The following is a 25071-nucleotide window of genomic DNA, read 5'->3' on the forward strand; positions in this document are numbered from 1 at the left end:
GCCCCCACGGTAGGGGTGCGGCGGCGCCATGGCGTTTGTCCGAAGCGTAGAAATGCGGGGGCGGGCCCCTCCGCGGTGGAGGGGCGCTCCGACCCGCGCCGCGCCCCCGTCGCCCGGCGACGAGGCCGCCCCCCTTGTCGCTCCCGGCTTGTCGCTGCCGGTCGGCGTCAGTCCGCCGTCCCGCCCGCCGTCGCCTTCAACGCCAGCCACAGCTCCATCCGTACGTCCGCGTCGTCCAGCGAGCGGCCCAGGATCTCCTCCACCCGCCGCATCCGATAGCGCAGCGTGTGCCGGTGTACGCCCAGGTCGGCGGCGGCCGCGTCCCACTGGCCGTGCCGGGCGAGCCAGGCGCGCAGCGACGCGACCAGATCACCGCGGCCGGTCGCGTCGTGCTCGCGCAGTGCCCGCAGCAGCCCGTCCGCGAAGGCTCGCACCGCATCGTCGGCGAGCAGCGGCAGCACCGATCCCGCCGCCACGTCCTCGTGCTCGACCAGCACCCGGCCGCGCCGGCGGGCCACCGACAGCGCCTGTTCGGCCTGCCGGTAGGCGTTGGCGGCGGCCATCGGTCCGGTCGGCGCGGACAGCCCGACCGCCACCCCGGCACCGCCGTTCGCCGCCTCCTGACGCGCCGCCCGGCCGCGCGGCCCCGCCTGCGCCCCGGAGCGGGCCTCGGCCTCGGCGGCGTACGCGGCACAGGCGTCGGCGGCCGCCCCGCCGTCCGCGACCAGCACGATCAGCCGGCCGCCGTCCGGTACCGCGAGCACCGCCTCACCGGTCCGCGCGGCCGCGGAGTCCATCGCGTCGGTGAGCGCCTCCAGCGCCCCCGCCGCGCCCGTTCCGCGGGCCGGGGACGCCCCGCCCGCCGACGCCGGCTCCTCACCCGCCACCGGCTCCGCCACCACCACCCGGAACGGCGCGTCCAGCAGCCCTCCGTAGAGCCGCCCCGCCACCGCCCGCGCGTGGTCCGGCTCCCCCGCCAGCAGCATCTTCAGCACCGCGGCGCCCAGCCGCTGCTCGGCGTCCTGCAGCGACCGGGACCGCTCGGTGGTCAGCGTCAGCAGCGCGACCGCGGAGTGCACGGCGTAGCGCTCGGCCGTACCGAGCCGCGCCCCCGTCCCGACGGCCAGCACCCCGCGCGCGCGGCGCCCCGTACCCAGTGACTGCAGCTCCACGCGGTCGTCGCCGTCCGTGTCACTGACCACCGAGCTGGCGGGCGCGGGCCGCTCCCGCAGCCGCGCCACGTCCTCCGAGAGCCGGGCCGCCCGCCGCGCCGCCCAGTCGGGAGCGGCGGCCACCACGGCCCCCGACGCGTCGTAGAGCGCCGCCCAGCCGTCCAGGTGTGCCGCGAGCCGCGCCAGCAGCTCGGCGGGCCCCTCCGCGCTGAGCGCCGCCCGGGTCAGCTCCCGCTGCGCCTCGAAGCCCGCGGTCACCGCGCGGTACTGGTCGGCGGCCACCGAGGCCGAGACGGCCTTGCTGATCGCGATGAACGGCGTCCTGCGGGGCACCCCGAGCAACGGCAGCCCCTGCTCCCTCGCCGCCTCGACCAGCGCGTCGGGAACGTCCTCGTAATTCACCCCGACCGCGAACCCCAGCCCGACCACCCCGGCCTCCGCGACCCGCCGCACGTACCTGCGGGTCGCCTCCGGGTCCTCCGCGTCCAGCTTGAGCGCGGTGATCAGGAGCAGCTCGCCGCCCTCCATGTACGGCACCGGGTCGATCAGCTCACTGGCGTGCGCCCACCGCACCGGGACGTCCAGCCGCTCCTCCCCCGCGAGCACGGTCAGCTTGAGCGCGGTGTGGTTGACCAGGGAAGCGAGGGTGTGCGGCATGAGACCTTCGATGGCTTCGACGACTGCGCCCGAGCACCGGACGCCGACCGATGGTTTGCGCCGCCCCGTATGAACGGCCCGTGTCGATTCTGCCTCAACGGAGGAATCCGGGGCACTCCACACCGGACAAACCTTCTCCGCCTCCATGCCGGAGCGGCGCCCCCCGCAGCCCGGGGCGACACTGGCGAGCGGGGGACGCGGGGGGGCTGGCACGGCTGTCGGAGGCGGGTGCCCGCCCGACCCCAGCGTCAGGGTCGCAGGTCCACGAGGACGGGGGGTGCCGCCTCCCCGGTCACGGACGTCACGGACAGCACCGCATGGCCGGGGGGTACCGCGTTGGCAAGCTCCGATGCCGACCAGCGCTCCCGCTCCACCGTCCGCACGGTCACCGCCTTCGCGGTCACGTTCTTGCCCGTGACCAGTCGTCGGATCGAGTGCATGACCTTGGTGAACGGCTCGTCGGAAACGATCTGCCGGTCGGTGACGTCTCTGGTCTCCACCCACGCCTTGCCCCAGACCTCGGCGAACCGCGCCCCGTCCCAGACCGTCACGCCCGCGAACGCCATCCGGCAGCCGACCGCCCCCAGCAGCGCACCACGCAGCGACTCCGGGACCTCGTCCAGCCCTCGCATGGTCAACACCACCCCCGCGTTCGCCGTCCGCAGCCGTTGCAGTCCACGCAGCGCCTCCTGCGTGACCACATGTGACGCATCGTCAAGTACCAGACAGGCGAAGACCGAACGGTCTGTCCGCGCAACCGCGCACTCCGTGAACTGGGCCAGCACCAACCGCGCCAAAATACGCGAAGCGTCCGCGTGCCCACGCTCGGGCAGATCGATCCGCACCCGCAGCGGGTGGTCCAGGGAGCGCAGCGACACCTGCCGCGAACGCCCGCTCGGGTCGAAGAAGTCCGCGAATGCCGGCCGGTCCAGCAGAGCGATCCGGTCGGCGAGCATCACACCCGGGTCGCCCGGCCGTTCCGCCTGCCGCTCCCGGGCGGCCAGTTCCCGCAGCGCGCTGCCCTCCCCTGCCGCCCGCAGCGTGGCTCGCAGGCCCTCCATCGCCTCCTGGGATCCGTCCAGCAACTCCCTGAGTTCCGACACCCCGGGGAAACGCCCGTTGGCGACCTGGAACGGCCCGAGCAACTGTCCCAGCACGGTCACCGCCCGCCGCCCGTCTCCGCCGGACATCGTGGCCACCAGGTCCCCCACCAGCGCCTCGGCCAGGATCGCGGCCGCTTCGTCAGCGTCCGTCGTCCCGCCGTAGAGGTCCAGGTCGCAGTCCGCATCGCGTTGACCGATCCGGATAACGGCGTCGAACGTGTCGTCGGGCGCCGACACCGAACCAGCCGTCCCGACGGATACCACCGCGGCACGTCCGGCGAGTGCCTGCAGACACAGCGTCTCCACCAGCGGCCGGACGAGGCGGGCGGTCTTGCCGGAACCGGCAGGACCGAGCGCCAACAGCGAGGTGCCAAGAACATCCGGTTCGAGCGCGAAGCCCGTACCCCGACGGTCATACGGGTTGCGTACGTCCTCGGAGGCGGTGCCGATGCGCACCTGGGAGGTCAGCAAGTCGTGCCGCGCGATGCGTGACGGCAGGTCACGGGCCCCGGACGGGTGGAGACAGGCAGCGGCCCCTGCTTTCCGCACGCTGTCGATGAATGCCGGCAGCCGGCTCGGCTGCGCACGTACGGACTGCCAGGCACGGGCAATCCGCGTGTGATCGACATCGTTCATCAGCCCGGATCGCGCCTCGGATGCCAGGCGGTCGGCAGCCTCGGGAGCGCCTGCCGCACGAAGATCGGCCCATTCGGCCTGGTCCACCTGAAGCAGCCGGGCCCCGTTTTCGGGTGTCAAGGCGGGATCGGATGGGGTGCGGCCCGGAGAGACATAGCGGCGCCGGAGCTCGGGAAGACAGGCGAACCTGCTGAAGAGGGCAAGAAGCACACCGAGATCGATGAGCGAATAGCTGGTGGCGTAGTAGAAGTACGACGCACCGTCTCCCGAGGCCGGAGTCAGGTTCTCCAACTGCAACATCAAGAGGGAGGAGTCGGTCGACTTGTCGATGCACCACTGCCAGAGGAACCAGACGAGCGCCAGGGTCAGAACGGCTCGCGCGACCAGCTGCCCCCCGGGGAGCGCACTGGGCTCCTTGGGCGCCAGCCACGAAGGCAGCCTGTTCCACACACGGTTCGCCACGGGGGAGATCAGCCGCCGAAAGAGTGCGGGCCATCGCCCCACCCGTCCGAAGACAGCGATGATCGCGCCGAGAATGAGCGCCATGTAGACGAACGACGTGATGATGTTGGCATTGCCCGTCTTCCATGAATCGGGCAGCATCACCTCGCGCGGCCACTTCCAGTAAGGGCCGAGATAGCCGTTCATCAGCAGCGACCAGATCAGCCATGCGCACAGGAACGAGACGACCGCTCCGGCGATGAGCTGCGGCACCGCGATTTCCTGCGGCCTCTCCTTCGGCTTGGGTTTGTGGTCGAAAGCCCAGACGCCTGGGCCCGCCAGCACGCGCGGAGTCCCCAGCCAGGCCATGAAGGGCGACTGTGGAACGCCGCCGCCCCGCCCTGCTGCACCCGCCGTCGTCGCTCCACTGCTCAGGCCGTACGAACCGGAGGCCCGCGGCGGCACACTGGGCCGCGGTGGGGGGTTCGGGGGCGCCGCCGGCCGTGGGATGTGGTCGGAGTGGGTGTTACGTGCGTCGTGCGTGCCCTCGGTGTCCATCCGGTGCCCCTTGTCCCCCTTGAGCCGTGGCCTGGTGCGTTGTCGAGGCGACCGGGGGTGGGGCCGGCCGCCTTGCCATTGTCATGCCCGCGCTCGTGCCCTCCGGTGCCGGGCACGCCGTCGCTCAATCTACTGGCCGTGGTCCGTCGCTATGTCCGGTGCGGACAAGGCAACACGCGCACTTCTCCCGAACGGAACATGCCAGACCCGCCCGGCCGCCCCTAACCTGCGAGAACAAGACCTCTGTACAAGACCTCTGCACGAGCCCTCGGCAGGAGGACCTCAGCAGGAGACCTCCGTACGAGACCGGTGTACGTTCCCGTCCCACTCAGGAGACTGCCATGACCGAACTGTCCGGAGGCCCCGGCCTCCCCCAGGAGCGTCGCGTCGTCACCGCGATCCCCGGCCCGAAGTCGCAGGAGCTGTGGGCCCGTAAGCAGGCCACGGTGGCCAGTGGCGTCGGTGCCGTACTGCCCGTCTTCGTCAAGCGCGCGGGCGGTGGCGTCCTGGAGGACGTGGACGGCAACTCCCTGATCGACTTCGGCTCGGGCATCGCGGTGACCTCGGTCGGCAACAGCGCGGAGGCGGTCGTCCGCCGGGCCAGCGCGCAGCTCGCCGAGTTCACCCACACCTGTGTGATGGTCACGCCGTACGAGCCGTACATCGAGGTCTGTGAGCAGCTCGCCGAGCTGACGCCGGGCGACCACGCGAAGAAGTCGGCGCTGTTCAACTCGGGCGCGGAGGCCGTCGAGAACGCCGTCAAGATCGCGCGGGCGTACACCAAGCGGCAGGCCGTGGTCGTCTTCGACCACGGGTACCACGGCCGGACGAACCTGACGATGGCGCTCACCGCCAAGAACATGCCGTACAAGCACGGCTTCGGCCCGTTCGCGCCCGAGGTCTACCGCGTGCCGGTGGCCTACCCCTACCGCTGGCTGACCGGCCCGGAGAACTGCGCGCAGGAGGCCGCCGACCAGGCCATCTCGCAGATCACCAAGCAGATCGGCGCGGAGAACGTCGCGGCGATCATCATCGAGCCGGTGCTCGGTGAGGGCGGCTTCATCGAGCCGGCCAAGGGCTTCCTCCCGGCGATCGCGAACTTCGCCAAGGAGAACGGCATCGTCTTCGTCGCGGACGAGATCCAGTCCGGCTTCTGCCGTACGGGTCAGTGGTTCGCGTGTGAGGACGAGGGCGTCGTGCCGGACCTGATCACGACGGCGAAGGGCATCGCCGGCGGTCTGCCGCTGGCCGCCGTGACCGGTCGCGCGGAGATCATGGACGCCGCGCACGCGGGCGGCCTGGGCGGCACCTACGGCGGTAACCCGGTGGCCTGCGCCGCCGCGCTCGGCTCGATCGAGACCATGCGCGAGCAGGACCTCAACGGCAAGGCGCTGCGGATCGGCGAGGTCATGAAGGCCCGCCTCAACGCGATGGCCGAGAAGTACGACATCATCGGCGAGGTCCGCGGCCGGGGCGCGATGATCGCGATCGAGCTGGTGAAGTCCGGTTCCAAGGACCCCAACCCGGAGGCCACCGGCGCCCTCGCGAAGGCGTGCCACCAGGAGGGCCTGCTGGTCCTGACGACCGGTACGTACGGCAACGTGCTGCGCTTCCTGCCGCCGCTGGTCATCGGTGAGGACCTGCTCAACGAGGGCCTGGACATCCTCGAGGCGGCGTTCACCAAGATCTGAGCGATGAGCTGAGTGACGATCCGGGTGGGCTGCGGGGTTCTCGCGGCACGCCTGCCGGCGCGGCCCGGGGTGCGACTACGGTCGAGCCCTGGGCCGCGCCCGTGTGTGCCCGCCCTCCGGCCGGTCCGCCGGGTGTGCCGGTGGGGCCGGACGCGCGTAGCTGGAGGCGGCGAGTGAAGAAGATGTGCGGGGCCAATGGCGGCCGGGTGATGCGGCTGTCCGGTGCGCTCCCTGTGCCGTACGGTTTCTGCAGATGAGAGAAACACCCCGCCCGCAGGGGACTGCGGGCGACGCCCGGTCGGCGCTTCCCCGGCTCCGATCAGGTCGTGCCCTCGCGCACAACACCGGGACCCCTCGCAGAGGGGGCTCCGGGAATCCTCACCGATCGGATGTCCGCCCGCCCCACACCCCCCGGGGCGCGCGGGACACCGGTCACCACGGCCGCCTCGGAACCACCCCCCCTGTTCCGAGGCGGCCGACCCTTTTCCCGCGCCGGCCGGGCCACCCCGGGCGATACGGCGCCCGCCCCCTGGCCGTCGCTCTCGTCAGCGCGCTGCTGTTCGCGGTGCTCACCTGGCAGGTGGCGGGCCACGGGCCGCTGCGCACGCTCGACGAGCGGCTGGGCCGTACCGTCGCCGGCAGCGGATTCCCGTCCTCCGCGGCGCACTTCCTCGCGGACCTCGGCAATACGGCCGTCGCGCTGCCGGTGCTCCTGCTGGTGATGGTGTGGGCCGGGTGGCGGGGCGGACAAGGGTGGCGTCGCGGGAGCCGCGAAGCGGTGGACGACGAGGTACGCGGTCGGTGGTGGCTGCCGCCGCTCGCCGCCGGGGCCGCCCTCGCCGCGGTGCCCGCCCTCGTCGTCCCGCTCAAGCTCTGGCTCGCCCGGCCGGGCCCGCCGCGGATGGCCGGCGGGGCGCACGACGGGTTCTATCCGTCGGGGCACGCGGCCACCGCGGCGGTCGCGTACGGCGTGGCCGCGCTGCTGGTGCTCAGGGGGCCGGCGGGCCGGGAAGAACACCGCCGGGGCCGTGGGGCGGCGGTGGCCGTGCTGGTGGCCGGGGTGATCGTGGCCGAGCTGGGCGTGGGCGTCGGCCTGGTCCGCTGCGGCTATCACTGGCCGCTGGACGTGCTCGGCAGCTGGTGTCTGGCCGGGGTACTGCTCGCGGCGTGGTGCGCGGTGTGCGGGCGGTGGGGCCCGGGGACGGGCGGCGGACGGCGGGCGGACCCGGGTACCGGAAGCGGCCGGACCGCGGAGCGCGGCGCCGCAGTGCCCGGCGACGACGGACGACCCGCGCGGTGCCGTACCTGAGCCTCTGACGGGGACGGGCGGCGGTCCGGGCCGGGGTCCGGCGGCGGGCAGTCCTCAGGGTGACGTGTACCGGCGCGCGGGGGCGGGCGGCCGAGTGCCGCCCGCCCCCGCGCGCTCCGATTTCTCAGCTGTCGAAGCCCAGCCCCACCTTGTCCATGGCCTTCAGCCACAGATTGCGGCGCCCCGCGTGGGTGTCGGCGCGGGTCATCGACCACTGGGTGATGCCGATGCCGGCCCAGCGCAGCGGCTCGGGCGGGAACGGCAGGGGCTTGCTGCGCACCATCTCCAGTTCCGTGCGCTCGGTGCGCTCGCCGGCGAGCAGGTCGAGCATCACGTCGGCACCGAAGCGGGTGGCGCCCACGCCGAGCCCGGTGTAGCCGGCGGCGTAGGCGACCCGGCCGGCGTGCGCGGTGCCGAAGAACGCCGAGAAGCGGGCGCAGGTGTCGATCGCGCCGCCCCAGCTGTGGGTGAAGCGCAACCCCTCCAGCTGCGGGAAGCAGCGGAAGAAGTGCCTTGCGAGCTTCTCGTACGTGGCCGGGTGGTGGTCGAACTCGGCGCGTACGCCCCCGCCGTAGCGGTAGACGATGTCGTAGCCGCCCCACAGGATGCGGTTGTCGGCGGTGATGCGGAAGTAGTGGAAGTGGTTGTTGCTGTCGGAGAGGCCCTGGCGGTTCTTCCAGCCGATGGCTGCGAGCTGCTCGTCGGAGAGCGGCTCGGTCATCAGGGCGTGGTCGTAGACCGGGACGATGTACGGGCGGACCCGCTTGACCAGTGAGGGGAAGGCGTTGGTGCCGAGCGCGACCCGACGGGCGAAGACCCGCCCGTACGGGGTGCGAACGGCCATGCCCGTGCCTTCGGCGGCGAGCGCGGTGGCGCGGGTGCGCTCGTAGATGCGGACGCCGAGGCCGAGGCACGCCTGCTTCAGGCCCCAGGCGAGGCGGGCCGGGTTGAGCATGGCGACGCCGTCGCGGTCCCACAGGCCGGCGAGGAAGGTCGGCGAGTCGACCTCGGCGCGCAGTGCGTCCCGGTCGAGGAAGGTGTGCCGGTCCAGGCCGAGCTTCGCGGCGTCCTCGGCGGCCTCCTCCAGTTCGGCGATCTGGTGCGGCTCGGTGGCGATGTCGATCTCGCCGGTGCGCTCGAAGGCACAGTCGATGTCGTAGCGGGCGACCGCCTCCTCGATGGCGTCGAGGTTGCGGATGCCCAGCTCTTCGAGCCGGGCGAGTTCGCCGGGCCAGCGGGCCAGTCCGTTGCCGAGGCCGTGGGTGAGGGAGGCGGCGCAGAAGCCGCCGTTGCGTCCGGAGGCGGCCCAGCCGATCTCCGCGCCCTCGACGAGCACGACGTCGCGCTGCGGGTCGCGCTCCTTGGCGATCAGTGCGGTCCACAGTCCCGAGTAGCCGCCGCCGACGACCAGCAGATCGCAGGTCTCGTCACCGATCAGGGCCGGCCGGGCGTCTGGGCGGGCCGGGTCGTCCAGCCAGAAGGGGGTGGGGGCGGCGTCCGCGAGCGCGTGGACGGGGGACGGGGCGTTCATGGCAGCTCGTGCCATGTCTCTCAGCTCCTCTAGCTCCTCTTGCGGCGTTTGCCGGCCAGTTGGCCGATGACTACGCACAACACGGCGACCAGGAACATCGCCGTACCGATGACATTGATCTGAACGGGCGTGCCCCGCTGGGCGGATCCCCAGACGAACATGGGGAAGGTCACGGTCGACCCGGCGTTGAAGTTGGTGATGATGAAGTCGTCGAAGGACAGGGCGAAGGAGAGCAGGGCTCCGGAGGCGATGCCGGGCGCGGCGATCGGCAGCGTCACCCGCAGGAAGGTCTGCACGGGCGAGGCGTAGAGGTCCTGGGCGGCCTGTTCGAGCCGCGGGTCCATGCTCATCACCCGCGCCTTGACGGCGGTGACGACGAAGCTCAGGCAGAACATGATGTGCGCGATCAGGATCGTCCAGAAGCCGAACTGGATGCCCATGTTGAGGAAGAGGGTGGCCAGCGAGGCGGCCATGACGACCTCGGGCATCGCCATCGGCAGGAAGATCAGGGTGTTCACGCCGGCCCGGGCGCGGAAGCGGTAGCGGGCCAGCGCGAACGCGATCATGGTGCCGAGCACGGTCGCCCCGACGGTCGCCCACACGGCGATCTGCAGGCTGAGGCCCAGCGAGCCGCACAGGTCGGCGACGCCGCACGGGTCGGTCCAGGCGTCCGTGGAGAAGCGCTGCCACTGGTAGTTGAAGCGCCCGTTGGGCTTGTTGAACGAGAAGACCATCACGATCACGTTGGGCAGGACCAGATAGGCCAGGGTGGCCAGGCCCGCGAGCGTGATGATGTTGCGGCGCAGCCAGCGCAGGCCCTTGTTGGGCGTGCGGGCGGCCGTGGTTGAGGGGGTTGCCGTGGTTCCGGTTGCCGCCATCAGACCAGATCCTCCGTCCCGGACTTGCGGATGTAGATCGTGACCATGGCGAGGATGGCCGCCATGAGGATGAAGGAGAGCGCGGCGGCGGTCGGATAGTCCAGGACCCGCAGGAACTGCGACTGGATGACGTTGCCGATCATCTTCTGGTCGGTGGAGCCCAGCAGTTCGGCGTTGATGTAGTCGCCGGCGGCCGGGATGAAGGTGAGCAGGGTGCCGGCGACGACGCCGGGCATGGACAGCGGGAAGGTCACCCGGCGGAAGGTGGTCGCCGGGCGGGCGTAGAGGTCGCCGGCGGCCTCGTGCAGCCGCGGGTCGATGCGCTCCAGCGAGGTGTACAGCGGCAGGATCATGAACGGCAGGAAGTTGTAGGTGAGTCCGCAGACCACCGCCAGCGGGGTGGCCAACACCCGGTGCCCTTCGGTGATGCCCAGGGCGCTGGTGAGGTCCAGGACGTGCAGGGCGTTGAGCGCCCCCACGACCGGTCCGCCGTCGGCCAGGATCGTCTTCCAGGCGAGCGTACGGATCAGGAAGCTGGTGAAGAACGGGGCGATGACCAGGATCATCACGACGTTGCGCCAGCGTCCCGCCTTGAAGGCGATGAGGTAGGCCAACGGGTAGCCCAGCAGCAGGCAGAGCACGGTGGCGACCGCCGCGAAGCCCACCGAACGCACGAACTGCGGCCAGTACTCGCCGAGCGCGTCCCAGTAGGTGGCGAAGTGCCAGGTGACCTTGAAGCCCTCTTCGAGGGAGCCGGTCTGGATGGAGGTCGACGCCTGGTAGACGAGCGGGGCGGCGAAGAAGACGAGCAGCCACAGGATGCCGGGCAGCAGCAGCCAGTAGGGGACGAGCCGTTTGCGGGCGGGGGTCCTGCGCACCTCCAGGGGCGCGGGGTCGGCCTGCTCGTCCGGTGGTGCGGGCGTCGCGGTGGTGGTCACGCGGCCTCCTCGTCGAGGTCCGCGCCGGCCTGGATGTCCTGGGTGGCGTCCAGTCCGAAGGTGTGCGCCGGGCTCCAGTGCAGGACGATCTCCGCGCCGGGGACCAGGCGCCCGTCGCGCTCGATGTTCTGCTCGTAGACGGCGAGTTCGCCGAGGCCCGGGACCTCGACGACGTACTGGGTGGAGACGCCGATGAAACTGGCGTCCTTGATGCGGCCGGACAGCCGGTTGTGGCCCTCCGGGACGGACCCGGCGTCGTCGGTGTGCCGCAGTGCGACCTTCTCGGGCCGTACGCCGGCCAGCACCTTCTCGCCGGTGCGGGCCGAGGCGCTGCACCGGGCGGCGGGCAGCCGCAGCTTGCCGTCCGCGGCCTTGAGCAGCAGCTCCTCGCCACCGGCCTCGACGACCTCGGCCTCGATGAGGTTGGAGGTGCCCAGGAAGTTGGCGACGAAGGTGGTCGCGGGGTTCTCGTAGAGGTCGGCGGGCGCGCCGAGCTGCTCGACCCGGCCGCCGTTCATCACGGCCACGGTGTCGGCCATGGTCATGGCCTCCTCCTGGTCGTGGGTGACGTGGACGAAGGTGATGCCGACCTCGGTCTGGATGCGCTTGAGCTCCAGCTGCATCTGGCGGCGCAGCTTGAGGTCGAGGGCGCCCAGCGGCTCGTCGAGCAGCAGCACCTGGGGGTGGTTGATCAGGGCGCGGGCGACCGCGACGCGCTGCTGCTGGCCGCCGGAGAGCTGCTGCGGCTTGCGGCGCGCCATCGGACCGAGCTGGACGAGGTCGAGCATCTCCTCGACCTGCTTCTTGACGGACTTGATGCCGCGGCGGCGCAGGCCGAAGGCGACGTTCTCGTAGATGTCCAGGTGCGGGAAGAGCGCGTAGTTCTGGAAGACGGTGTTGACCTGGCGCTTGTAGGGCGGCAGGACGGTGACGTCCTGGCCCGACAGTTCGACGGTGCCGGTGGTGGGTTCCTCCAGGCCGGCGATCATCCGCAGGGTGGTGGTCTTGCCGCAGCCCGAGGCGCCCAGCAGCGCGAAGAAGGAGCCCGCGGGGACGGTCAGGTCGAGCGGATGGACGGCGGTGAAGGAGCCGTAGGTTTTGCTTATCCCGTGGAGGCGGACGTCGCCGCCGCTGCTCTGGGTGTTCGCGTTCTTGGTCATGTCGGTCGTCCCGTGGGTCGGATGGCGAAACGGCTCGGGCGGGCCCGGTGGATCAGGCGCCGGTGAGGTCGGAGAACTTCTGGGCGAACTCCTTGTTCTCCTTGGCGGTCAGCGCGCGGAAGGAGTGGGACCTGGCGGCCATCTCCTTGTCGGGGAGGATCAGCGGGTTGTCCGCCGCCGACTTGTCGATTTTGGCGAGCTCCTCGCGCACCCCGTCGACGGGGCAGACGTAGTTGATGTACGCCGCGAGCCGGGCCGCCACCTTCGGCTCGTAGAAGTAGTCGATGAGCCGTTCGGCGTTCTGCTTGTGGCGGGCCTTGTTCGGCACCATGAGGTTGTCGGTGGACGTCATGTAGCCGGTCTTGGGGACGGCGTAGGCGATGTCCGGGTTGTCGCTCTGCAGCTGGACGATGTCGCCGGCCCACGCCACGCACGCGGCGAGATCGCCCTTGTCCAGGTCGGTGGTGTAGTCGTTGCCGGTGAAGCGGCGGATCTGCTTGGAGTCGACGCCCTTCTGGAGCCGGGCTATCGCCGCGTCGTAGTCGTCGGCGGTGACGTCCTCGGGCTTCTTGCCCATGTCCAGCAGGGTCAGCCCGACGGTGTCGCGCATCTCGGAGAGGAAGCCGACCCGGCCCTTGAGCTGCGGGTCCTCCAGCAGCTGGCTGACCGAGTCGACCTTCTTGCCGCCGGTGGCCTTCTTGTTGTACGCGATGATCGCGGGGATGCCCTGCCAGACGTAGGAGTGCGCGCGGCCGGGGTCCCAGGCCGGGTCGCGGAACTGCGCCGTGAGGTTGGCGTAGGCGTGCGGCAGGTTGGCCGGGTCCAGCTCCTGGATCCAGCCGAGGGAGATCATCCGTGCGCACATCCAGTCGGTGAGCACGATCAGGTCGCGGCCGGTGTCCTGGCCGGCCGCCAGCTGCGCCTGGATCTTGCCGAAGAACTCGTCGTTGTCGTTGATGTCCTCGGTGTAGTTGACGGCGATGCCGGTGCGGCGGGTGAAGGCGTCCAGCGTGGGGTGGTGCTTGCCGTTGTCGCTGACGTCCATGTACTCGGTCCAGTTGGAGAAGTTCAGGCGCTTCTCCGCCCTGGAGTGGTCCGTGGTCCGGGCGGCGTCGGTACGGCCCGCGGGCGGGATGCCGCAGGCCGACAGGGCGCCCAGGCCGCCGATCGCGGTGGCCATGGCGCCGGTCGCGCGCAGCAGCGAGCGGCGGGTCATGGCGAGCCGGCCGTCGGTCAGGCTCCGGCGCATGGCGGTGAGTTCCGCCTGGGACAGTGGTTCGGGCTGCTCGTGGTGGTCCATGCGCGGTGCCCTTTCAAGGGGGTGAGCCCGGCGCTCGGCCGGTGGTGACGATGGCGCGCGGCGCTGGCCGCCGGCGTGGGGCCCGGTGGGGCGGGCGTTTCCGTTACGCGCGGTCCCCGAACACGGTGCGGTGCCAGTCCTTCCTGGCGACCGCGGTGTTGTCGTACATCACGTGCTTGACCTGGGTGTACTCCTCGAAGGAGTAGGCCGACATGTCCTTGCCGAAGCCGGACGCCTTGGCGCCGCCGTGCGGCATCTCGCTGATGATCGGGATGTGGTCGTTGACCCAGACGCAGCCGGCGTTGATCTCGCGGGTGGCGCGGCCGGTGCGGTAGACGTCGCGGCTCCAGGCCGAGGCGGCGAGCCCGTAGGGCGTGTCGTTGGCCAGCGCGATGCCCTCGTCGTCGCTGTCGAAGGGCAGCACGACCAGCACCGGACCGAAGATCTCGGACTGCACGATCTCGCTGTCCTGCGCGGCACCGGCGATCAGCGTGGGCCGGTAGTACGCGCCCTTGGCCAGCTCGCCCTGGGGGGCCTCGCCGCCGGTGACGACGGTGGCGTAGCCGCGGGCCCGCTCGACGAAGCCGGCCACCCGGTCGCGCTGGGCGTGCGAGATCAGCGGTCCGAGGTCGGTGGCCGGGTCGAAGGGGTCGCCGAGCCGTACGGTCGCCATCAGGTCGGCGACCCCGCTGACGAACGCGTCGTAGAGCGGGCGCTGGACGTAGGCGCGGGTGGCGGCGGTGCAGTCCTGGCCGGTGTTGATCAGCGCGCCGGCGACCGCTCCGTGGACGGCGGCCTCCAGGTCGGCGTCGTCGAAGACGACGAAGGGGGCCTTGCCGCCGAGTTCGAGGTGCAGGCGCTTGACGGTGCCGGTGGCGATCTCGGCGACGCGCTTGCCGACGGGGGTCGAGCCGGTGAAGGAGGTCATCGCGACGGCGGGGTGGCCGACCAGCCGCTCGCCGGCGTCCCGGCCCGCGCCGGAGACGATGTTGAGCACGCCGTCCGGCAGCCCGGCGCGCCGGGCGGCCTGCGCGAACAGCAGCGAGGTCAGCGGGGTGATCTCGGCGGGCTTCAGGACGATGGTGTTGCCCGCGGCGATGGCCGGCAGCACCTTCCAGGCGGCCATCTGCAGCGGGTAGTTCCACGGTGCGATCGAGCCGACGACGCCGATCGGCTCGCGGCGGATGACGGAGGTGTGGTCGGCGCTGTATTCGCCGGCCGCCTTGCCCTCCAGATGGCGGGCGGCACCGGCGAAGAATGCGGCGTTGTCGATGGAGCCCGGTACGTCGAACTCATTGCTGAGCTTGATCGGCTTTCCGCAGTTCAGCGATTCGGCGTAGGCGAGATCGGCGGCGTCCTCGGCGAGCGCGGCGGCGAAGCGGTGCAGGGTGTCGGAGCGCTCACCGGGCGTCGCGCCGCCCCATTCCGGGAAGGCCCGCGCCGCTGCCTCGACGGCGGCGTCCACATCGGCCGTGCCTGCGAGTTCGTAGGAGTACACCGTCTCGCCGGTCGCCGGGTCCACGACGGCCTGGGTACGGCCGGAAGTACCACCGCGGAGACTGCCCGCGATGAATTGCGCGCCCGGGGCGAAGCGCTCGGTGACATCGAAACGGTGGTCCATGGTGCTCTCCTCCGCCGGGCGCCGGGGCCGCTCAGCGGCACTGCCTGGCGTAGCTACTTCCGGAATTGATGGCCGATCTTGACAGAGGAAGGGAGCCTCAACAAGTGATTCCGTTGTTGCCTTTTGGTTACGCGACGAATTCTGCGTTTTACCGGTCCTGAGCCCCGACACGTTGTCAGTGCCCGCTGACAGAATCCCGGCATGATGCACGACACGGGGACGACGACGGGGACGACTACGGGGCGGGCGGCGGACGGACCGCGCTCGGTCGAGGAGCTGCGCCGGGAGACCGCCACCGGCCGGCGGGTGAAGTACGTCCACTTCTGGGGCCACAGCCCGCGCCGCGACGGCAGCCCGGGACCGAGCTGCTTCAGCCAGTGGTGGCCGGCCCCCTTCACCGTCGACGGGGTCGGCTACGCCACCGCGGAGCACTGGATGATGGCCGGCAAGGCCCGTCTGTTCGGGGACCAGGAGGCGGAGCGGCGGGCGCTCGCCGCCAGGCATCCCAAGCAGGCCAAGGACGCCGGCCGCGCGGTCCGCGGCTTCGACGACGAGACCTGGCAGCGGCACCGCTTCGACCTGGTCGTCGCCGGCAGCGTCCACAAATTCGGGCAGCACCCGGCACTGCGGGAGTACCTGCTGGGCACGGGCTCCCGGGTGCTGGTCGAGGCCAGCCCGCTGGACCGCATATGGGGCATCGGCCTCGCCGCCGACGACGAGCGGGCCGGGGACCCGGGGCGCTGGCGGGGGCTGAATCTGCTGGGCTTCGCCCTGATGGAGGCCCGCCAGCGGCTGCGGGAGGCGGCCGACGGGCGGCCGTAGCGACCCGCATAGCATGACCAGGCCGTGCCGCGCACCGTGGCGCGCTCTTCGACCAGGAGGAAGCGTTGTCCGATCTCGATGCCTTCATCGCGGGCCTGCCCAAGGCGGAGCTGCATGTCCACCACGTCGGATCGGCGTCGCCGCGCATCGTCTCCGAACTCGCCGCCCGGCACCCCGACTCGGCCGTGCCCACGGACCCCGAGGCGCTGGCCGACTACTTCACCTTCCGCGACTTCGCGCACTTCATCGAGGTCTACCTCTCCGTCGTGGACCTGATCCGCGACGCCGAGGACGTCCGGCTGCTGACGTACGAGGTCGCCCGGGACATGGCCCGCCAACAGATCCGCTACGCCGAGCTGACGATCACGCCCTACAGCTCCACCCGCCGCGGCATCCCCGACGCCGCGTTCGTCGAGGCCATCGAGGACGCCCGCAAGGCGGCGGAGGCCGAGCTGGGCGTGGTGCTGCGCTGGTGCTTCGACATCCCCGGCGAGGCCGGCCTGGAGGCCGCCGAGGAGACCGCCCGCATCGCGTGCGACCTGCAGCCCGAGGGACTGGTCTCGTTCGGGCTCGGCGGCCCCGAGATCGGCGTCCCGCGGCCGCAGTTCAAGCCGTACTTCGACCGCGCCCTCGCCGCCGGCCTGCACTCCGTACCGCACGCCGGCGAGACCACCGGCCCCGGCACCATCTGGGACGCGCTGAACGACCTGCGCGCCGAGCGCATCGGCCACGGCACCAGCGCCACCCAGGACCCGAAGCTGCTGGCCCACCTCGCCGAGCACCGCATCCCGCTGGAGGTCTGCCCCACCTCCAACATCGCCACCCGCGCGGTGCGCACGCTGGAGGAGCACCCGGTCAAGGAGATGGTCGACGCGGGCGTCCTGGTCACCATCAACAGCGACGACCCCCCGATGTTCGGCACGGACCTCAACACCGAGTACGGCGTCGCCGCCCGCCTGCTGGACCTGGACACCACCGGTCTCGCCGCCCTCGCCAAGAACGCGGTCACGGCCTCCTTCATGGACGCCACCGCGAAGGCCCGGCTGGCCGCCGAGATCGACACGTACACGGCGTCCTGGCGCGGCTGACCCCCCGCCCGCGGAAAGCGGCGCCACCGGCTACAGCCCCACGATGGCGTTCCACTCCTTCGCGAACTCGGTGCGCTCCGCGGAGGTGATGTCGCGGGCGATGGCCAGTCGCCCGCGCATCGCGTCGTCGGGGAAGATCAGCGGGTCCTCGGCGAGCGCGGCGCGCTCCTTGTCCTTGGAGGAGGCCAGGACGTCCCGCGCGGCCGGCACGGGGCAGACGTAGTTGACCCAGGCGGCCAGCTCGGCGGCGACCGCCGGCTCGTAGTAGTAGTCGATGAGCCGCTCGGCGTCGCGCTTGTGGTCGGCGAGGTTGGGGATCATCAGGCTCTCCGCCCACAGCTCGGCGCCCTCCTGCGGCACGACGAACTCGATGTCCGGGTTGTCCGCCTGGAGCTGGATCACATCGCCCGAGTACGCCTGCGCGGCGAGCACGTCCCCCGAGTCCAGGTCCTTGATGTAGTCGTTGCCGGTGAAGCGCCGGATGTGGCCCTTGTGCACGAGCCCGCGGATCTGGTCGGTCATCCGGTGGAAGTCGTCCGCGGTCCACCGGGTGATGTCGGCCCCGTTGCCCTGCATGAGCAGGGCGAACGCCTCGTCGAGACCGGACAGCAGGGTGACCCGGCCGCGCAGGTCGTCCTGCCACAGGTCGGAGGTGTGCTTGATCTCCCGGCCGAGCTTCCTGCGGTTGTAGGCGATGCCGGTGATCCCGGACTGCCAGGGCACGGAGTGCTTACGGCCCGGGTCGAAGTGCGGGGTGCGCAGCAGCGGGTCGAGGTACTCGGCGACGTGCGGCTGGGCGGCGCGGTCCATCTCCTGCACCCAGCCCAGCCGGACGAACCGGGCGCACATCCAGTCGCTGATGACGATCAGGTCCCGGCCGGTGCTCTGGTGGTTCATCAGCGCGGGGCTGACCTTGCCGAAGAACTCGTCGTTGTCGTTGATCTCCTCGGTGTACGTCACCGAGATCCCGGTGCGCCGCTCGAACGCGTCGAGGGTGGGCCGGCGTTGCTTGTCGTGGTCGTCGACGTCGATGTAGAGCGGCCAGTTGGCGAAGACGATCCTGTGGTCCCGTGCCGATCGGTCCGGGCTGCCGCGGTCGGCCGCCGCGACGTACGCCGGCGGCACCCCGCACCCCGTCATGGCGGCCAGCGCCCCCGTCACACCCATTCCGCCCACACCCCGGAGCAGCGCACGCCGCGAAAGATCAGCCATGGCGAGCACTCTCACGCGTCGCGGGCGGAGGCGGCAAGCGACAGAGCGTCAGTTGCCGGGCCTCCGCTCGCGACGGTGTGTCGAGCGTTCCGTGCCGCTCGACGGTGGGAATCCCCCGGATCGGCCGGTCCGGCCGTGCGGCCGGCTCAGCCGTCCAGCGAGGTCATCACGTGCTTGATGCGGGTGTAGTCGTCGAAGCCGTAGGCGGAGAGGTCCTTGCCGTAGCCGGACTTCTTGAAGCCGCCGTGCGGCATCTCGGCGACCAGCGGGATGTGGGTGTTGATCCACACGCAGCCGAAGTCGAGGCTCTTGGACATCCGCATGGCGCGGGCGTGGTCCTTGGTCCACACCGAGGACGCCAGCGCATACTCGACGCCGTTCGCCCACTCCACCGCCTGCTTCTCGTCGGTGAAGGACTGGACGGTGATGACCGGGCCGAAGACCTCCTGCTGGACGATCTCGTCGTCCTGCTTGAGGCCGGAGACGACGGTCGGGGCGAAGAAGTAGCCCTTGTCGCCGACCTGCTCGCCGCCCGCCTCGATCTTGGCGTGCGCGGGCAGCCGGTCGATGAAGCCCTTGACCTGCTTGAGCTGGTTGGCGTTGTTCAGCGGCCCGTAGAGGACGTCCTCGTCGTCCACCGCGCCGGTCTTGGTCTCCGACGCGGCCTTGGCCAGCGCGGCGACGAACTCGTCGTGGATGGAGTCCTGGACGAGCACCCGGGTCGCGGCCGTACAGTCCTGGCCGGCGTTGAAGTAGCCGGCGACCGAGATGTCCTCGACGGCCTTGGCGATGTCGGTGTCCGCGAAGACCACGACCGGGGCCTTGCCGCCCAGCTCCAGGTGGACCCGCTTGAGGTCCTTGGACGCGGACTCGGCGACCTGCATGCCGGCGCGCACCGAGCCGGTGATGGAGGCCATCGCCGGAACCTTGTGCTCGACCATCAGACGGCCGGTCTCGCGGTCACCGCAGATGACGTTGAAGACGCCGCGGGAGTGACCGAGCTCGTCCAGCACGCTGCCGATGATGTCGGCGATCAGCACCGTGGAGGCCGGCGTGGTGTCGGAGGGCTTGATGACGACGGTGTTGCCCGCGGCCAGCGCCGGGGCGAACTTCCAGACGGCCATCATCATCGGGTAGTTCCACGGCGCGACCTGGGCGCAGACTCCGACCGGCTCGCGGCGGATGATCGAGGTGAAGCCGTCCATGTACTCGCCGGCCGAGCGCCCCTCCAGCATCCGGGCGGCACCCGCGAAGAAGCGGATCTGGTCCACCATCGGCGGGATTTCCTCGGAGCGTACGAGCGCGATCGGCTTGCCGCAGTTCTCGGACTCGGCGGCGATCAGTTCCTCGGCGCGCTCCTCGAAGCGGTCGGCGATCTTGAGCAGGACCTTCTGGCGCTCGGCCGGTACCAGGTCGCGCCAGGCGGGGAAGGCGGCCTCGGCGGCAGCCATCGCCGCGTCGACGTCCGCGGCGGCCGAGAGAGGGGCGGTGGCGTACGCCTCACCGGTGGCCGGGTTGACCACCTCCGTGGTCCGCCCGTCGGCGGCGTCCCGGAACTCCCCGTCGATGTAGTTGCGCAGACGACGCAGTGCGGTGGTCACTGTGCGCCCCCTTCAGTCAGATGTCCGGTGGTTTGCCTCCACCCTAGCCGCGGAACCCACGTTTTCAACACACCCGCCACTCGGGAACAACGGAATCAGTGAAATTTGGAGCGCGACACGACTAATTTCATCGATTCGGGGTTGCAAGACTGACGAGGCTCGTGCACAGTGAGGGACGTGGCCACTCGTGACAGAAACGGCACTCCGTCGATCGACTCCGTCTCCCTGGCGATCATCGAGCAGCTCCAGGAGGACGGGCGCCGTCCGTACGCCGCGATCGGCAAGGCCGTGGGCCTGTCCGAGGCGGCGGTGCGGCAGCGCGTACAGAAACTGCTCGACCAAGGCGTGATGCAGATCGTCGCGGTCACCGACCCCCTCACGGTCGGTTTCCGTCGGCAGGCAATGGTCGGCATCAACGTCGAGGGTGACCTCGACCCCGTGGCCGACGCCCTGACGACCATGGAAGAAGTCGAGTACGTCGTCATGACGGCCGGCTCCTTCGATCTCATCATCGAGATCGTCTGCGAGGACGACGACCACCTTCTGGAAATGATCAACAAGCGGATCCGCACGCTTCCCGGCGTCCGGACCACCGAGAGCTTCGTCTACCTCAAGCTCCGGAAGCAGACCTACACCTGGGGAACGAGATAGCAATGAGTCGCGACCTCTCCAAGACGGCATACGACCACCTGTGGATGCACTTCACGCGCATGTCGTCGTACGAGAACGCCCCCGTGCCGACGATCGTGCGCGGTGAGGGCACCAACATCTACGACGACAAGGGCAAGCGCTACATCGACGGCCTTGCCGGCCTCTTTGTGGTCAACGCCGGCCACGGCCGGGTCGAGCTCGCCGAGACCGCCTACAAGCAGGCGCAGGAGCTGGCCTTCTTCCCCGTGTGGTCCTACGCCCACCCCAAGGCCGTGGAGCTCGCCGAGCGCCTCGCCAACGAGGCCCCCGGCGACCTCAACAAGGTCTTCTTCACCACCGGCGGCGGCGAGGCCGTCGAGACCGCCTGGAAGCTGGCCAAGCAGTACTTCAAGCTCACCGGCAAGCCGATGAAGCACAAGGTGATATCCCGCGCGGTGGCCTACCACGGCACCCCGCAGGGCGCCCTGTCCATCACCGGTCTGCCCGGCCTGAAGGCCCCCTTCGAGCCGCTGGTCCCCGGCGCGCACAAGGTGCCGAACACCAACATCTACCGCGCCCCGATCCACGGCGACGACCCCGAGGCGTTCGGCCGCTGGGCCGCCGACCAGATCGAGCAGCAGATCCTCTTCGAGGGCCCCGAGACCGTCGCCGCGGTCTTCCTGGAGCCGGTGCAGAACGCCGGTGGCTGCTTCCCGCCGCCGCCCGGCTACTTCCAGCGCGTCCGCGAGATCTGCGACCAGTACGACGTGCTGCTCGTCTCCGACGAGGTCATCTGCGCCTTCGGCCGTCTGGGCACGACCTTCGCCTGTGACAAGTTCGGCTACGTCCCGGACATGATCACCTGCGCCAAGGGCATGACCTCGGGCTACTCCCCGATCGGCGCCTGCATCATCTCCGACCGCCTGGCGGAGCCGTTCTACAAGGGCGACAACACCTTCCTGCACGGCTACACCTTCGGCGGCCACCCGGTCTCCGCGGCCGTCGGTGTCGCCAACCTCGACATCTTCGAGCGCGAGGGTCTCAACAAGCACGTTCTCGACAACGAGGGCAACTTCCTGAGCACCCTGCAGAAGCTGCACGACCTGCCGATCGTCGGCGACGTCCGCGGCAACGGCTTCTTCTACGGCATCGAGCTCGTCAAGGACAAGGCCACCAAGGAGTCCTTCAACGACGAGGAGACCGAGCGCGTCCTGTACGGCTTCCTCTCCAAGGCGCTGTACGACAACGGCCTCTACTGCCGCGCCGACGACCGTGGCGACCCGGTCATCCAGCTCGCCCCGCCGCTGATCGCCGACCAGTCGGTCTTCGACGAGATCGAGCAGATCCTGCGCACGGTCCTCACCGAGGCGTGGACCAAGCTCTGACCGAGGCGGCCGCGTCCCGGTTCGCCGAGGCGCTCCTGACGGCCCTACAGCCTCCGGTGCACAACTGAACATCCATCGGCCCGGATTCACTCACTTCAAGCCATACGAGTGAATCTGGGCCGTTGTGCTGCCAAGCCACGAATACCGGGGGTCACCAGTCTTTACCGTGCTAGTGACCGATACCCTCCATGGTCGTTCACCCGCTTGGGGGAACGAGTCGACGCGATCTATCAAGAGGTGCGCAGATGGTGGCCCCGCCTGACAACGACGTTCTCTGGGCCCGCGGCCTGCACCACACGCTCGGTGGCACCACCGCCCTCGCCGGAGTCTCCCTCGGCGTCCGCGAAGGCGAGATCCTCGCCGTCACCGGCCCGCGCGGCAGCGGCAAGACGACCCTCCTGAAATGTCTCTCCGGTCAACTCGTCCCCACCGAGGGCGAGGTCTGGTTCAACAGCGCACCCGTACACACCCTTTCCTCCCCCAGCCGCGAACGGCTGCGTCTGGACCGGTTCGGCTGGATCGACACCGAGCCGCACCTCGTCCGCGAACTCTCCGCCTGGGAGAACGCCGCACTCCCGCTGCTGCTGCGCGGCACCGGCGCCCGCTCCGCCAAGCACACCGCCCTCGAATGGCTGGATCGCCTCGACGTCGGCATGTGCGCCCGCCGCCGCCCCGGTCAGCTCGACCAGTCCCAGCGGCAGCGCGTCGCCATCGCCCGCGCCCTCGCCACCACCCCCCAGGTGCTGTTCGCCGACGAGCCCACCGCACCGCTGCACCAGGCCGACGGCACCCAGGTGCTGCGCACCCTCACCACCGCGGCCCGTTCGCACCAGATCACCGTGGTCCTGGCGACCCACGACGCCGACGTCGCCACGCTCGCCGACCGCTCCCTCGCGCTGCTCGACGGCCGCCCGGCGACCGCCGTGCCCGTCACCACCGGTGCCTCCGACGAGGAAAGCAGGGCAGAGTGCTCGCTCTCCGTCTAGCCCGCGGCTCCCACCCCCTGGTGCTGCTGCGCCGCCTCGGCGTCTCCGCCGCCGCGGCCGGTACCGGCTTCCTGCTGCTGTCCACCGTCGGTCACGCCGCCGGCCACCCCGCCGCGGTCGACGAGTCCCTGGTGCGCCTGCTGTGGTGCGCCGCGCCGCTCGCCGCCACCGCCCAGTTCGCGGTCTCCACGGCCCGCACGGACCCCGCCGCCCGGCTCCAGCGCGGAATGACCGCCGCCGGTCTCGGCCCCCTGCGTCTCACCCTGCTGGCCACCGCCTCCACCGCCCTGACCTGCTTCCTCGGCGTCCTCCTCGCGTTGGTCGGCTTCCTCCGCCTGCGCGGCGACCTCGGCGGTCCATTCGGCGACGCCCCCGTCGGCATCGACCCCGACCTGCTGGGCGCCGGCCACCCCGTGCCGCTCGTCGGCGCCCTCATGCTGCTGGCGCTCGTCCCGCTGACCGCCGCCGTCGCGACCGCCTTCTCGCTCCGCCCCCGCAACGAGGCCGGCGCCCCCGGCGACGAGACCCTCCCCAGGACCGCCCCGCCCTCCGGCCTCCCGTGGGGCATCGCCCTGGCCGCGGCGGGCCTGGCCATCGAGGCGTACACCAGCCCCGGCACCGCCGGCTCCGGCGGGCTGCTCCCCCTTCCCGGCCGGCTCGTCGGCAGCCCGCCCGGCGTCCTGGCCGGCTGGGCCCTGTCCGCCTTCGGCCTCGTCCTCGCCGGCCCCGGCCTGGTCCATCTGTGCGGCCGCCTGCTCTGCGCCGGCCGCCCCGGTGCGCTGCGGCTGCTGTCCGGCCGCGTCCTCCAGGAGGAGTCGCCCCGCCTCGGCCGCCCGCTCGGCGTCCTGTGCGCGGTCGCCTCCGCCGCCTACGCCGCGGTCAAGGTCTACGAGGCTTCTCCCACCCGTCCCTTCGGACCGCTCACCGCCGTCGGCGCTGCGGTCGTCCTCGCCTGTGTCACGGCCAGCGCTTTCACCGCCGCCCTCGAATCGCGTTCGGCGCGCGCCCACACCACCGCCGCGCTCCGCCGCCTCGGTGCCTCCGCCTCCGTCCTGCACCGCGCCGCTGCTCTGCGCACCCTCTCCCTCCTGCTCGTCCTGGCCCCTCTGACCTGGACCGTCGCCGAAATGGCCACCCTGCCGCTGGTGCATTGAGTCCCCGTAGAACCCTGACGGACCCGGCCGGGAGCGAGCCCTCATCGCTCCCGGCCTGACGGCCGTCTGAGGACGGGCCGGCCCGGTGCGGCGAGAACGGCCGGGGCGGGCTCGCCCGGTCAGTCGCCGAAGCGCCGGACGTAGCGCTTCTGCCAGGGGGTTTCGACGGCACGGGGGTGGTAGTTCCGGCGTACGTAGTCCACCGCCTGCGCGGCGGGAACGCCGTCGAGGACCGCGAGGCAGGCCAGTGCCGTGCCGGTGCGCCCGCGTCCGCCCTCGCAGGCGACCTCGACCCGCTCGCGGTCGGCGCGCGTCCATGCCTCACCGAGGAGGGCCCGGGCCTGTGCGTGACTGCTCGGCAGCCGGAAGTCCGGCCAGCGCAGCCACGCGGCTTCCCAGTCGACGTCGGGAGGCTGCTTGCCCAGCAGATAGAGGGCATAGGCCGGCGCCGGCCCGGACGGCAGCGGGTGGCGCAGCCCGCGGCCTCGGATCAGCCGCCCGGAGGGAAGTCGTAGAACCCCGTGGTCAGTTGTCTGCCAGCTCTCGGTCATCGGGCCACCGTACGTGCGCGGGCGGCGGAGGGGTGCGCGTTCGGACAGCTCGGGAGGAACTCCGATCCGCCGCCGGCGCCGGTCGCCCGCCGGCTCCGGTCAGTCGCGGGCGAGCGCCGTCGCCTCGATCTCTATCTGCCAGTCCGGCTGGGCCAGCGAAGACACCTCCAGGAGGGTGTCCGCGGGGTAGGGCCGGGAGAGGAACTCCTCGCGCAGCCTGATGACATCGTCGAGGTGGGAGGCCATGTCCGTGACGAAGATGCCCACCTTCACCACGTCCGCGAGCGAGGCCCCGGCCGCGGCGAGGACCCGTTCGACGTTCGCGAACGCCTGCCGCCCTTGCGCGAGGAAGTCGTCCGAGACGGTCCTGCCCTGTTCGTCGATCCCCGCTTGGCCCGAGACGTGAATCCAGCCGCCCGCCTTGACGGCCTGCGAGATCCGGTACGGCTCGTACCAGTCCGGAGTGGTGGCGACGCGCTCGATCTCCTGCGCGCCCCGCGTATCGGTCACTTCGGTCACTGTCATGGTCGCCGCTTCCTCTCCCCGTTCCATGCGCCTACATCACTTGCATGCGCATGCATTAGTTTCCGGTACATGTACGCTGCTGTCAAGGCCCCGCCCCCGCACGTCAATCGGCGGAGGAGCGG

The 25071-nt window shown here is 71.1% G+C and carries 20 protein-coding genes; 8 read left to right on the forward strand and 12 right to left on the reverse strand.

Features of this window, described 5'->3' with window-relative positions:
* Positions 1-167: 167 nt before the first annotated feature.
* Together SL103_RS27640 and SL103_RS27645 are read right to left on the reverse strand one after the other, a co-directional pair.
* Positions 168-1829 carry a PucR family transcriptional regulator gene (locus SL103_RS27640; RefSeq protein ID WP_069571636.1) on the reverse strand — a complete coding sequence of 554 codons (1662 nt, stop codon included), beginning with the start codon at positions 1827-1829 and terminating at the stop codon, positions 168-170.
* Positions 1830-2077: 248 nt separating this feature from the next.
* Entirely contained in the window at positions 2078-4567 is a 2490-nt protein-coding gene (locus SL103_RS27645; protein WP_069571637.1) for an ATP/GTP-binding protein, read from the reverse strand.
* 341 nt (positions 4568-4908) lie between these two features.
* On the opposite strand from SL103_RS27645, the gene gabT reads away from it, so the two are divergent.
* Together gabT and SL103_RS27655 are read left to right on the forward strand one after the other, a co-directional pair.
* Positions 4909-6258: a 4-aminobutyrate--2-oxoglutarate transaminase gene (gene gabT, locus SL103_RS27650; protein WP_069571638.1), complete on the forward strand. Its 1350-nt coding sequence runs from the start codon at positions 4909-4911 to the stop codon at positions 6256-6258.
* A gap of 565 nt (positions 6259-6823) precedes the next feature.
* Positions 6824-7567, forward strand: coding sequence for a phosphatase PAP2 family protein (locus SL103_RS27655; RefSeq protein ID WP_244304062.1), 744 nt, complete (start codon positions 6824-6826; stop codon positions 7565-7567).
* Positions 7568-7691: 124 nt separating this feature from the next.
* On the opposite strand, the gene SL103_RS27660 is transcribed toward SL103_RS27655, so the two are convergent.
* The 6 genes from SL103_RS27660 to SL103_RS27685 all read right to left on the reverse strand — a co-directional run bounded on the left by SL103_RS27660 (position 7692) and on the right by SL103_RS27685 (position 14995).
* Positions 7692-9113 carry an NAD(P)/FAD-dependent oxidoreductase gene (locus SL103_RS27660; protein WP_069571639.1) on the reverse strand — a complete coding sequence of 474 codons (1422 nt, stop codon included), beginning with the start codon at positions 9111-9113 and terminating at the stop codon, positions 7692-7694.
* A 14-nt stretch (positions 9114-9127) separates the two neighbouring features.
* Positions 9128-9976, reverse strand: coding sequence for an ABC transporter permease (locus tag SL103_RS27665; protein WP_069571640.1), 849 nt, complete (start codon positions 9974-9976; stop codon positions 9128-9130).
* Positions 9976-10914 carry an ABC transporter permease gene (locus SL103_RS27670; protein ID WP_069571641.1) on the reverse strand — a complete coding sequence of 313 codons (939 nt, stop codon included), beginning with the start codon at positions 10912-10914 and terminating at the stop codon, positions 9976-9978. Before SL103_RS27670 ends, SL103_RS27665 begins: the two co-directional genes overlap by 1 nt.
* Positions 10911-12074: an ABC transporter ATP-binding protein gene (locus tag SL103_RS27675; RefSeq protein ID WP_069571642.1), complete on the reverse strand. Its 1164-nt coding sequence runs from the start codon at positions 12072-12074 to the stop codon at positions 10911-10913. Before SL103_RS27675 ends, SL103_RS27670 begins: the two co-directional genes overlap by 4 nt.
* A 52-nt stretch (positions 12075-12126) precedes the next feature.
* Positions 12127-13374, reverse strand: coding sequence for an ABC transporter substrate-binding protein (locus tag SL103_RS27680; protein WP_069571643.1), 1248 nt, complete (start codon positions 13372-13374; stop codon positions 12127-12129).
* 103 nt (positions 13375-13477) lie between these two features.
* Positions 13478-14995: a gamma-aminobutyraldehyde dehydrogenase gene (locus SL103_RS27685; RefSeq protein ID WP_069571644.1), complete on the reverse strand. Its 1518-nt coding sequence runs from the start codon at positions 14993-14995 to the stop codon at positions 13478-13480.
* Between the two features lie 201 nt (positions 14996-15196).
* Here SL103_RS27685 and SL103_RS27690 point away from each other — a divergent pair, with 201 nt between their 5' ends.
* Positions 15197-15817, forward strand: coding sequence for an NADAR family protein (locus tag SL103_RS27690; protein ID WP_069571645.1), 621 nt, complete (start codon positions 15197-15199; stop codon positions 15815-15817).
* Positions 15818-15882: 65 nt separating this feature from the next.
* On the forward strand, positions 15883-16905 hold the full coding sequence (locus SL103_RS27695) for an adenosine deaminase (protein ID WP_069571646.1): 1023 nt from the start codon (positions 15883-15885) through the stop codon (positions 16903-16905).
* A gap of 30 nt (positions 16906-16935) precedes the next feature.
* Here the strand turns inward: SL103_RS27695 and SL103_RS27700 are convergent, their stop codons facing one another.
* Together SL103_RS27700 and SL103_RS27705 are read right to left on the reverse strand one after the other, a co-directional pair.
* Positions 16936-18117 (reverse strand): polyamine ABC transporter substrate-binding protein, encoded by a 1182-nt coding sequence (locus SL103_RS27700; protein ID WP_069571647.1) that lies wholly within the window; start codon positions 18115-18117, stop codon positions 16936-16938.
* Positions 18118-18263: 146 nt separating this feature from the next.
* Positions 18264-19718, reverse strand: coding sequence for a gamma-aminobutyraldehyde dehydrogenase (locus SL103_RS27705; protein ID WP_069571648.1), 1455 nt, complete (start codon positions 19716-19718; stop codon positions 18264-18266).
* A gap of 177 nt (positions 19719-19895) precedes the next feature.
* Here SL103_RS27705 and SL103_RS27710 point away from each other — a divergent pair, with 177 nt between their 5' ends.
* The 4 genes from SL103_RS27710 to SL103_RS27725 all read left to right on the forward strand — a co-directional run bounded on the left by SL103_RS27710 (position 19896) and on the right by SL103_RS27725 (position 23873).
* Positions 19896-20369, forward strand: coding sequence for an Lrp/AsnC family transcriptional regulator (locus SL103_RS27710; protein ID WP_069571649.1), 474 nt, complete (start codon positions 19896-19898; stop codon positions 20367-20369).
* Between the two features lie 2 nt (positions 20370-20371).
* Positions 20372-21733, forward strand: coding sequence for an aspartate aminotransferase family protein (locus tag SL103_RS27715; protein WP_069571650.1), 1362 nt, complete (start codon positions 20372-20374; stop codon positions 21731-21733).
* A 245-nt stretch (positions 21734-21978) separates the two neighbouring features.
* Positions 21979-22719, forward strand: coding sequence for an ABC transporter ATP-binding protein (locus SL103_RS27720; RefSeq protein WP_069571651.1), 741 nt, complete (start codon positions 21979-21981; stop codon positions 22717-22719).
* Positions 22701-23873 carry a hypothetical protein gene (locus SL103_RS27725; RefSeq protein WP_069571652.1) on the forward strand — a complete coding sequence of 391 codons (1173 nt, stop codon included), beginning with the start codon at positions 22701-22703 and terminating at the stop codon, positions 23871-23873. Before SL103_RS27720 ends, SL103_RS27725 begins: the two co-directional genes overlap by 19 nt.
* Before the next feature lie 119 nt (positions 23874-23992).
* Here SL103_RS27725 and SL103_RS27730 read toward each other — a convergent pair whose 3' ends face one another.
* Together SL103_RS27730 and SL103_RS27735 are read right to left on the reverse strand one after the other, a co-directional pair.
* The gene (locus tag SL103_RS27730) at positions 23993-24424 is read right to left on the reverse strand and encodes a protein-tyrosine phosphatase family protein (protein ID WP_069571653.1); all 432 of its coding nucleotides are present in this window, start codon (positions 24422-24424) and stop codon (positions 23993-23995) included.
* 99 nt (positions 24425-24523) lie between these two features.
* Positions 24524-24949, reverse strand: a complete 426-nt coding sequence (locus tag SL103_RS27735) for a RidA family protein (protein ID WP_069571654.1) — start codon at positions 24947-24949, stop codon at positions 24524-24526.
* Positions 24950-25071: the final 122 nt, after the last annotated feature.

The sequence above is a fragment of the Streptomyces lydicus genome, from assembly GCF_001729485.1.
GTDB lineage: Bacteria > Actinomycetota > Actinomycetes > Streptomycetales > Streptomycetaceae > Streptomyces > Streptomyces lydicus_D.

Excerpts from the sequence above, each read along its gene's own strand:
- SL103_RS27675 (WP_069571642.1), bottom strand. The coding sequence starts at position 12,074 with ATGACCAAGAACGCGAACACCCAGAGCAGCGGCGGCGACGTCCGCCTC.
- SL103_RS27640 (WP_069571636.1), bottom strand. The coding sequence starts at position 1,829 with ATGCCGCACACCCTCGCTTCCCTGGTCAACCACACCGCGCTCAAGCTG.
- SL103_RS27730 (WP_069571653.1), bottom strand. The coding sequence starts at position 24,424 with ATGACCGAGAGCTGGCAGACAACTGACCACGGGGTTCTACGACTTCCC.
- gabT (WP_069571638.1), top strand. The coding sequence starts at position 4,909 with ATGACCGAACTGTCCGGAGGCCCCGGCCTCCCCCAGGAGCGTCGCGTC.
- SL103_RS27690 (WP_069571645.1), top strand. The coding sequence starts at position 15,197 with ATGATGCACGACACGGGGACGACGACGGGGACGACTACGGGGCGGGCG.
- SL103_RS27735 (WP_069571654.1), bottom strand. The coding sequence starts at position 24,949 with ATGACAGTGACCGAAGTGACCGATACGCGGGGCGCGCAGGAGATCGAG.
- SL103_RS27700 (WP_069571647.1), bottom strand. The coding sequence starts at position 18,117 with ATGGCTGATCTTTCGCGGCGTGCGCTGCTCCGGGGTGTGGGCGGAATG.
- SL103_RS27680 (WP_069571643.1), bottom strand. The coding sequence starts at position 13,374 with ATGGACCACCACGAGCAGCCCGAACCACTGTCCCAGGCGGAACTCACC.
- SL103_RS27660 (WP_069571639.1), bottom strand. The coding sequence starts at position 9,113 with ATGGCACGAGCTGCCATGAACGCCCCGTCCCCCGTCCACGCGCTCGCG.
- SL103_RS27720 (WP_069571651.1), top strand. The coding sequence starts at position 21,979 with ATGGTGGCCCCGCCTGACAACGACGTTCTCTGGGCCCGCGGCCTGCAC.
- SL103_RS27715 (WP_069571650.1), top strand. The coding sequence starts at position 20,372 with ATGAGTCGCGACCTCTCCAAGACGGCATACGACCACCTGTGGATGCAC.
- SL103_RS27645 (WP_069571637.1), bottom strand. The coding sequence starts at position 4,567 with ATGGACACCGAGGGCACGCACGACGCACGTAACACCCACTCCGACCAC.
- SL103_RS27685 (WP_069571644.1), bottom strand. The coding sequence starts at position 14,995 with ATGGACCACCGTTTCGATGTCACCGAGCGCTTCGCCCCGGGCGCGCAA.
- SL103_RS27665 (WP_069571640.1), bottom strand. The coding sequence starts at position 9,976 with ATGGCGGCAACCGGAACCACGGCAACCCCCTCAACCACGGCCGCCCGC.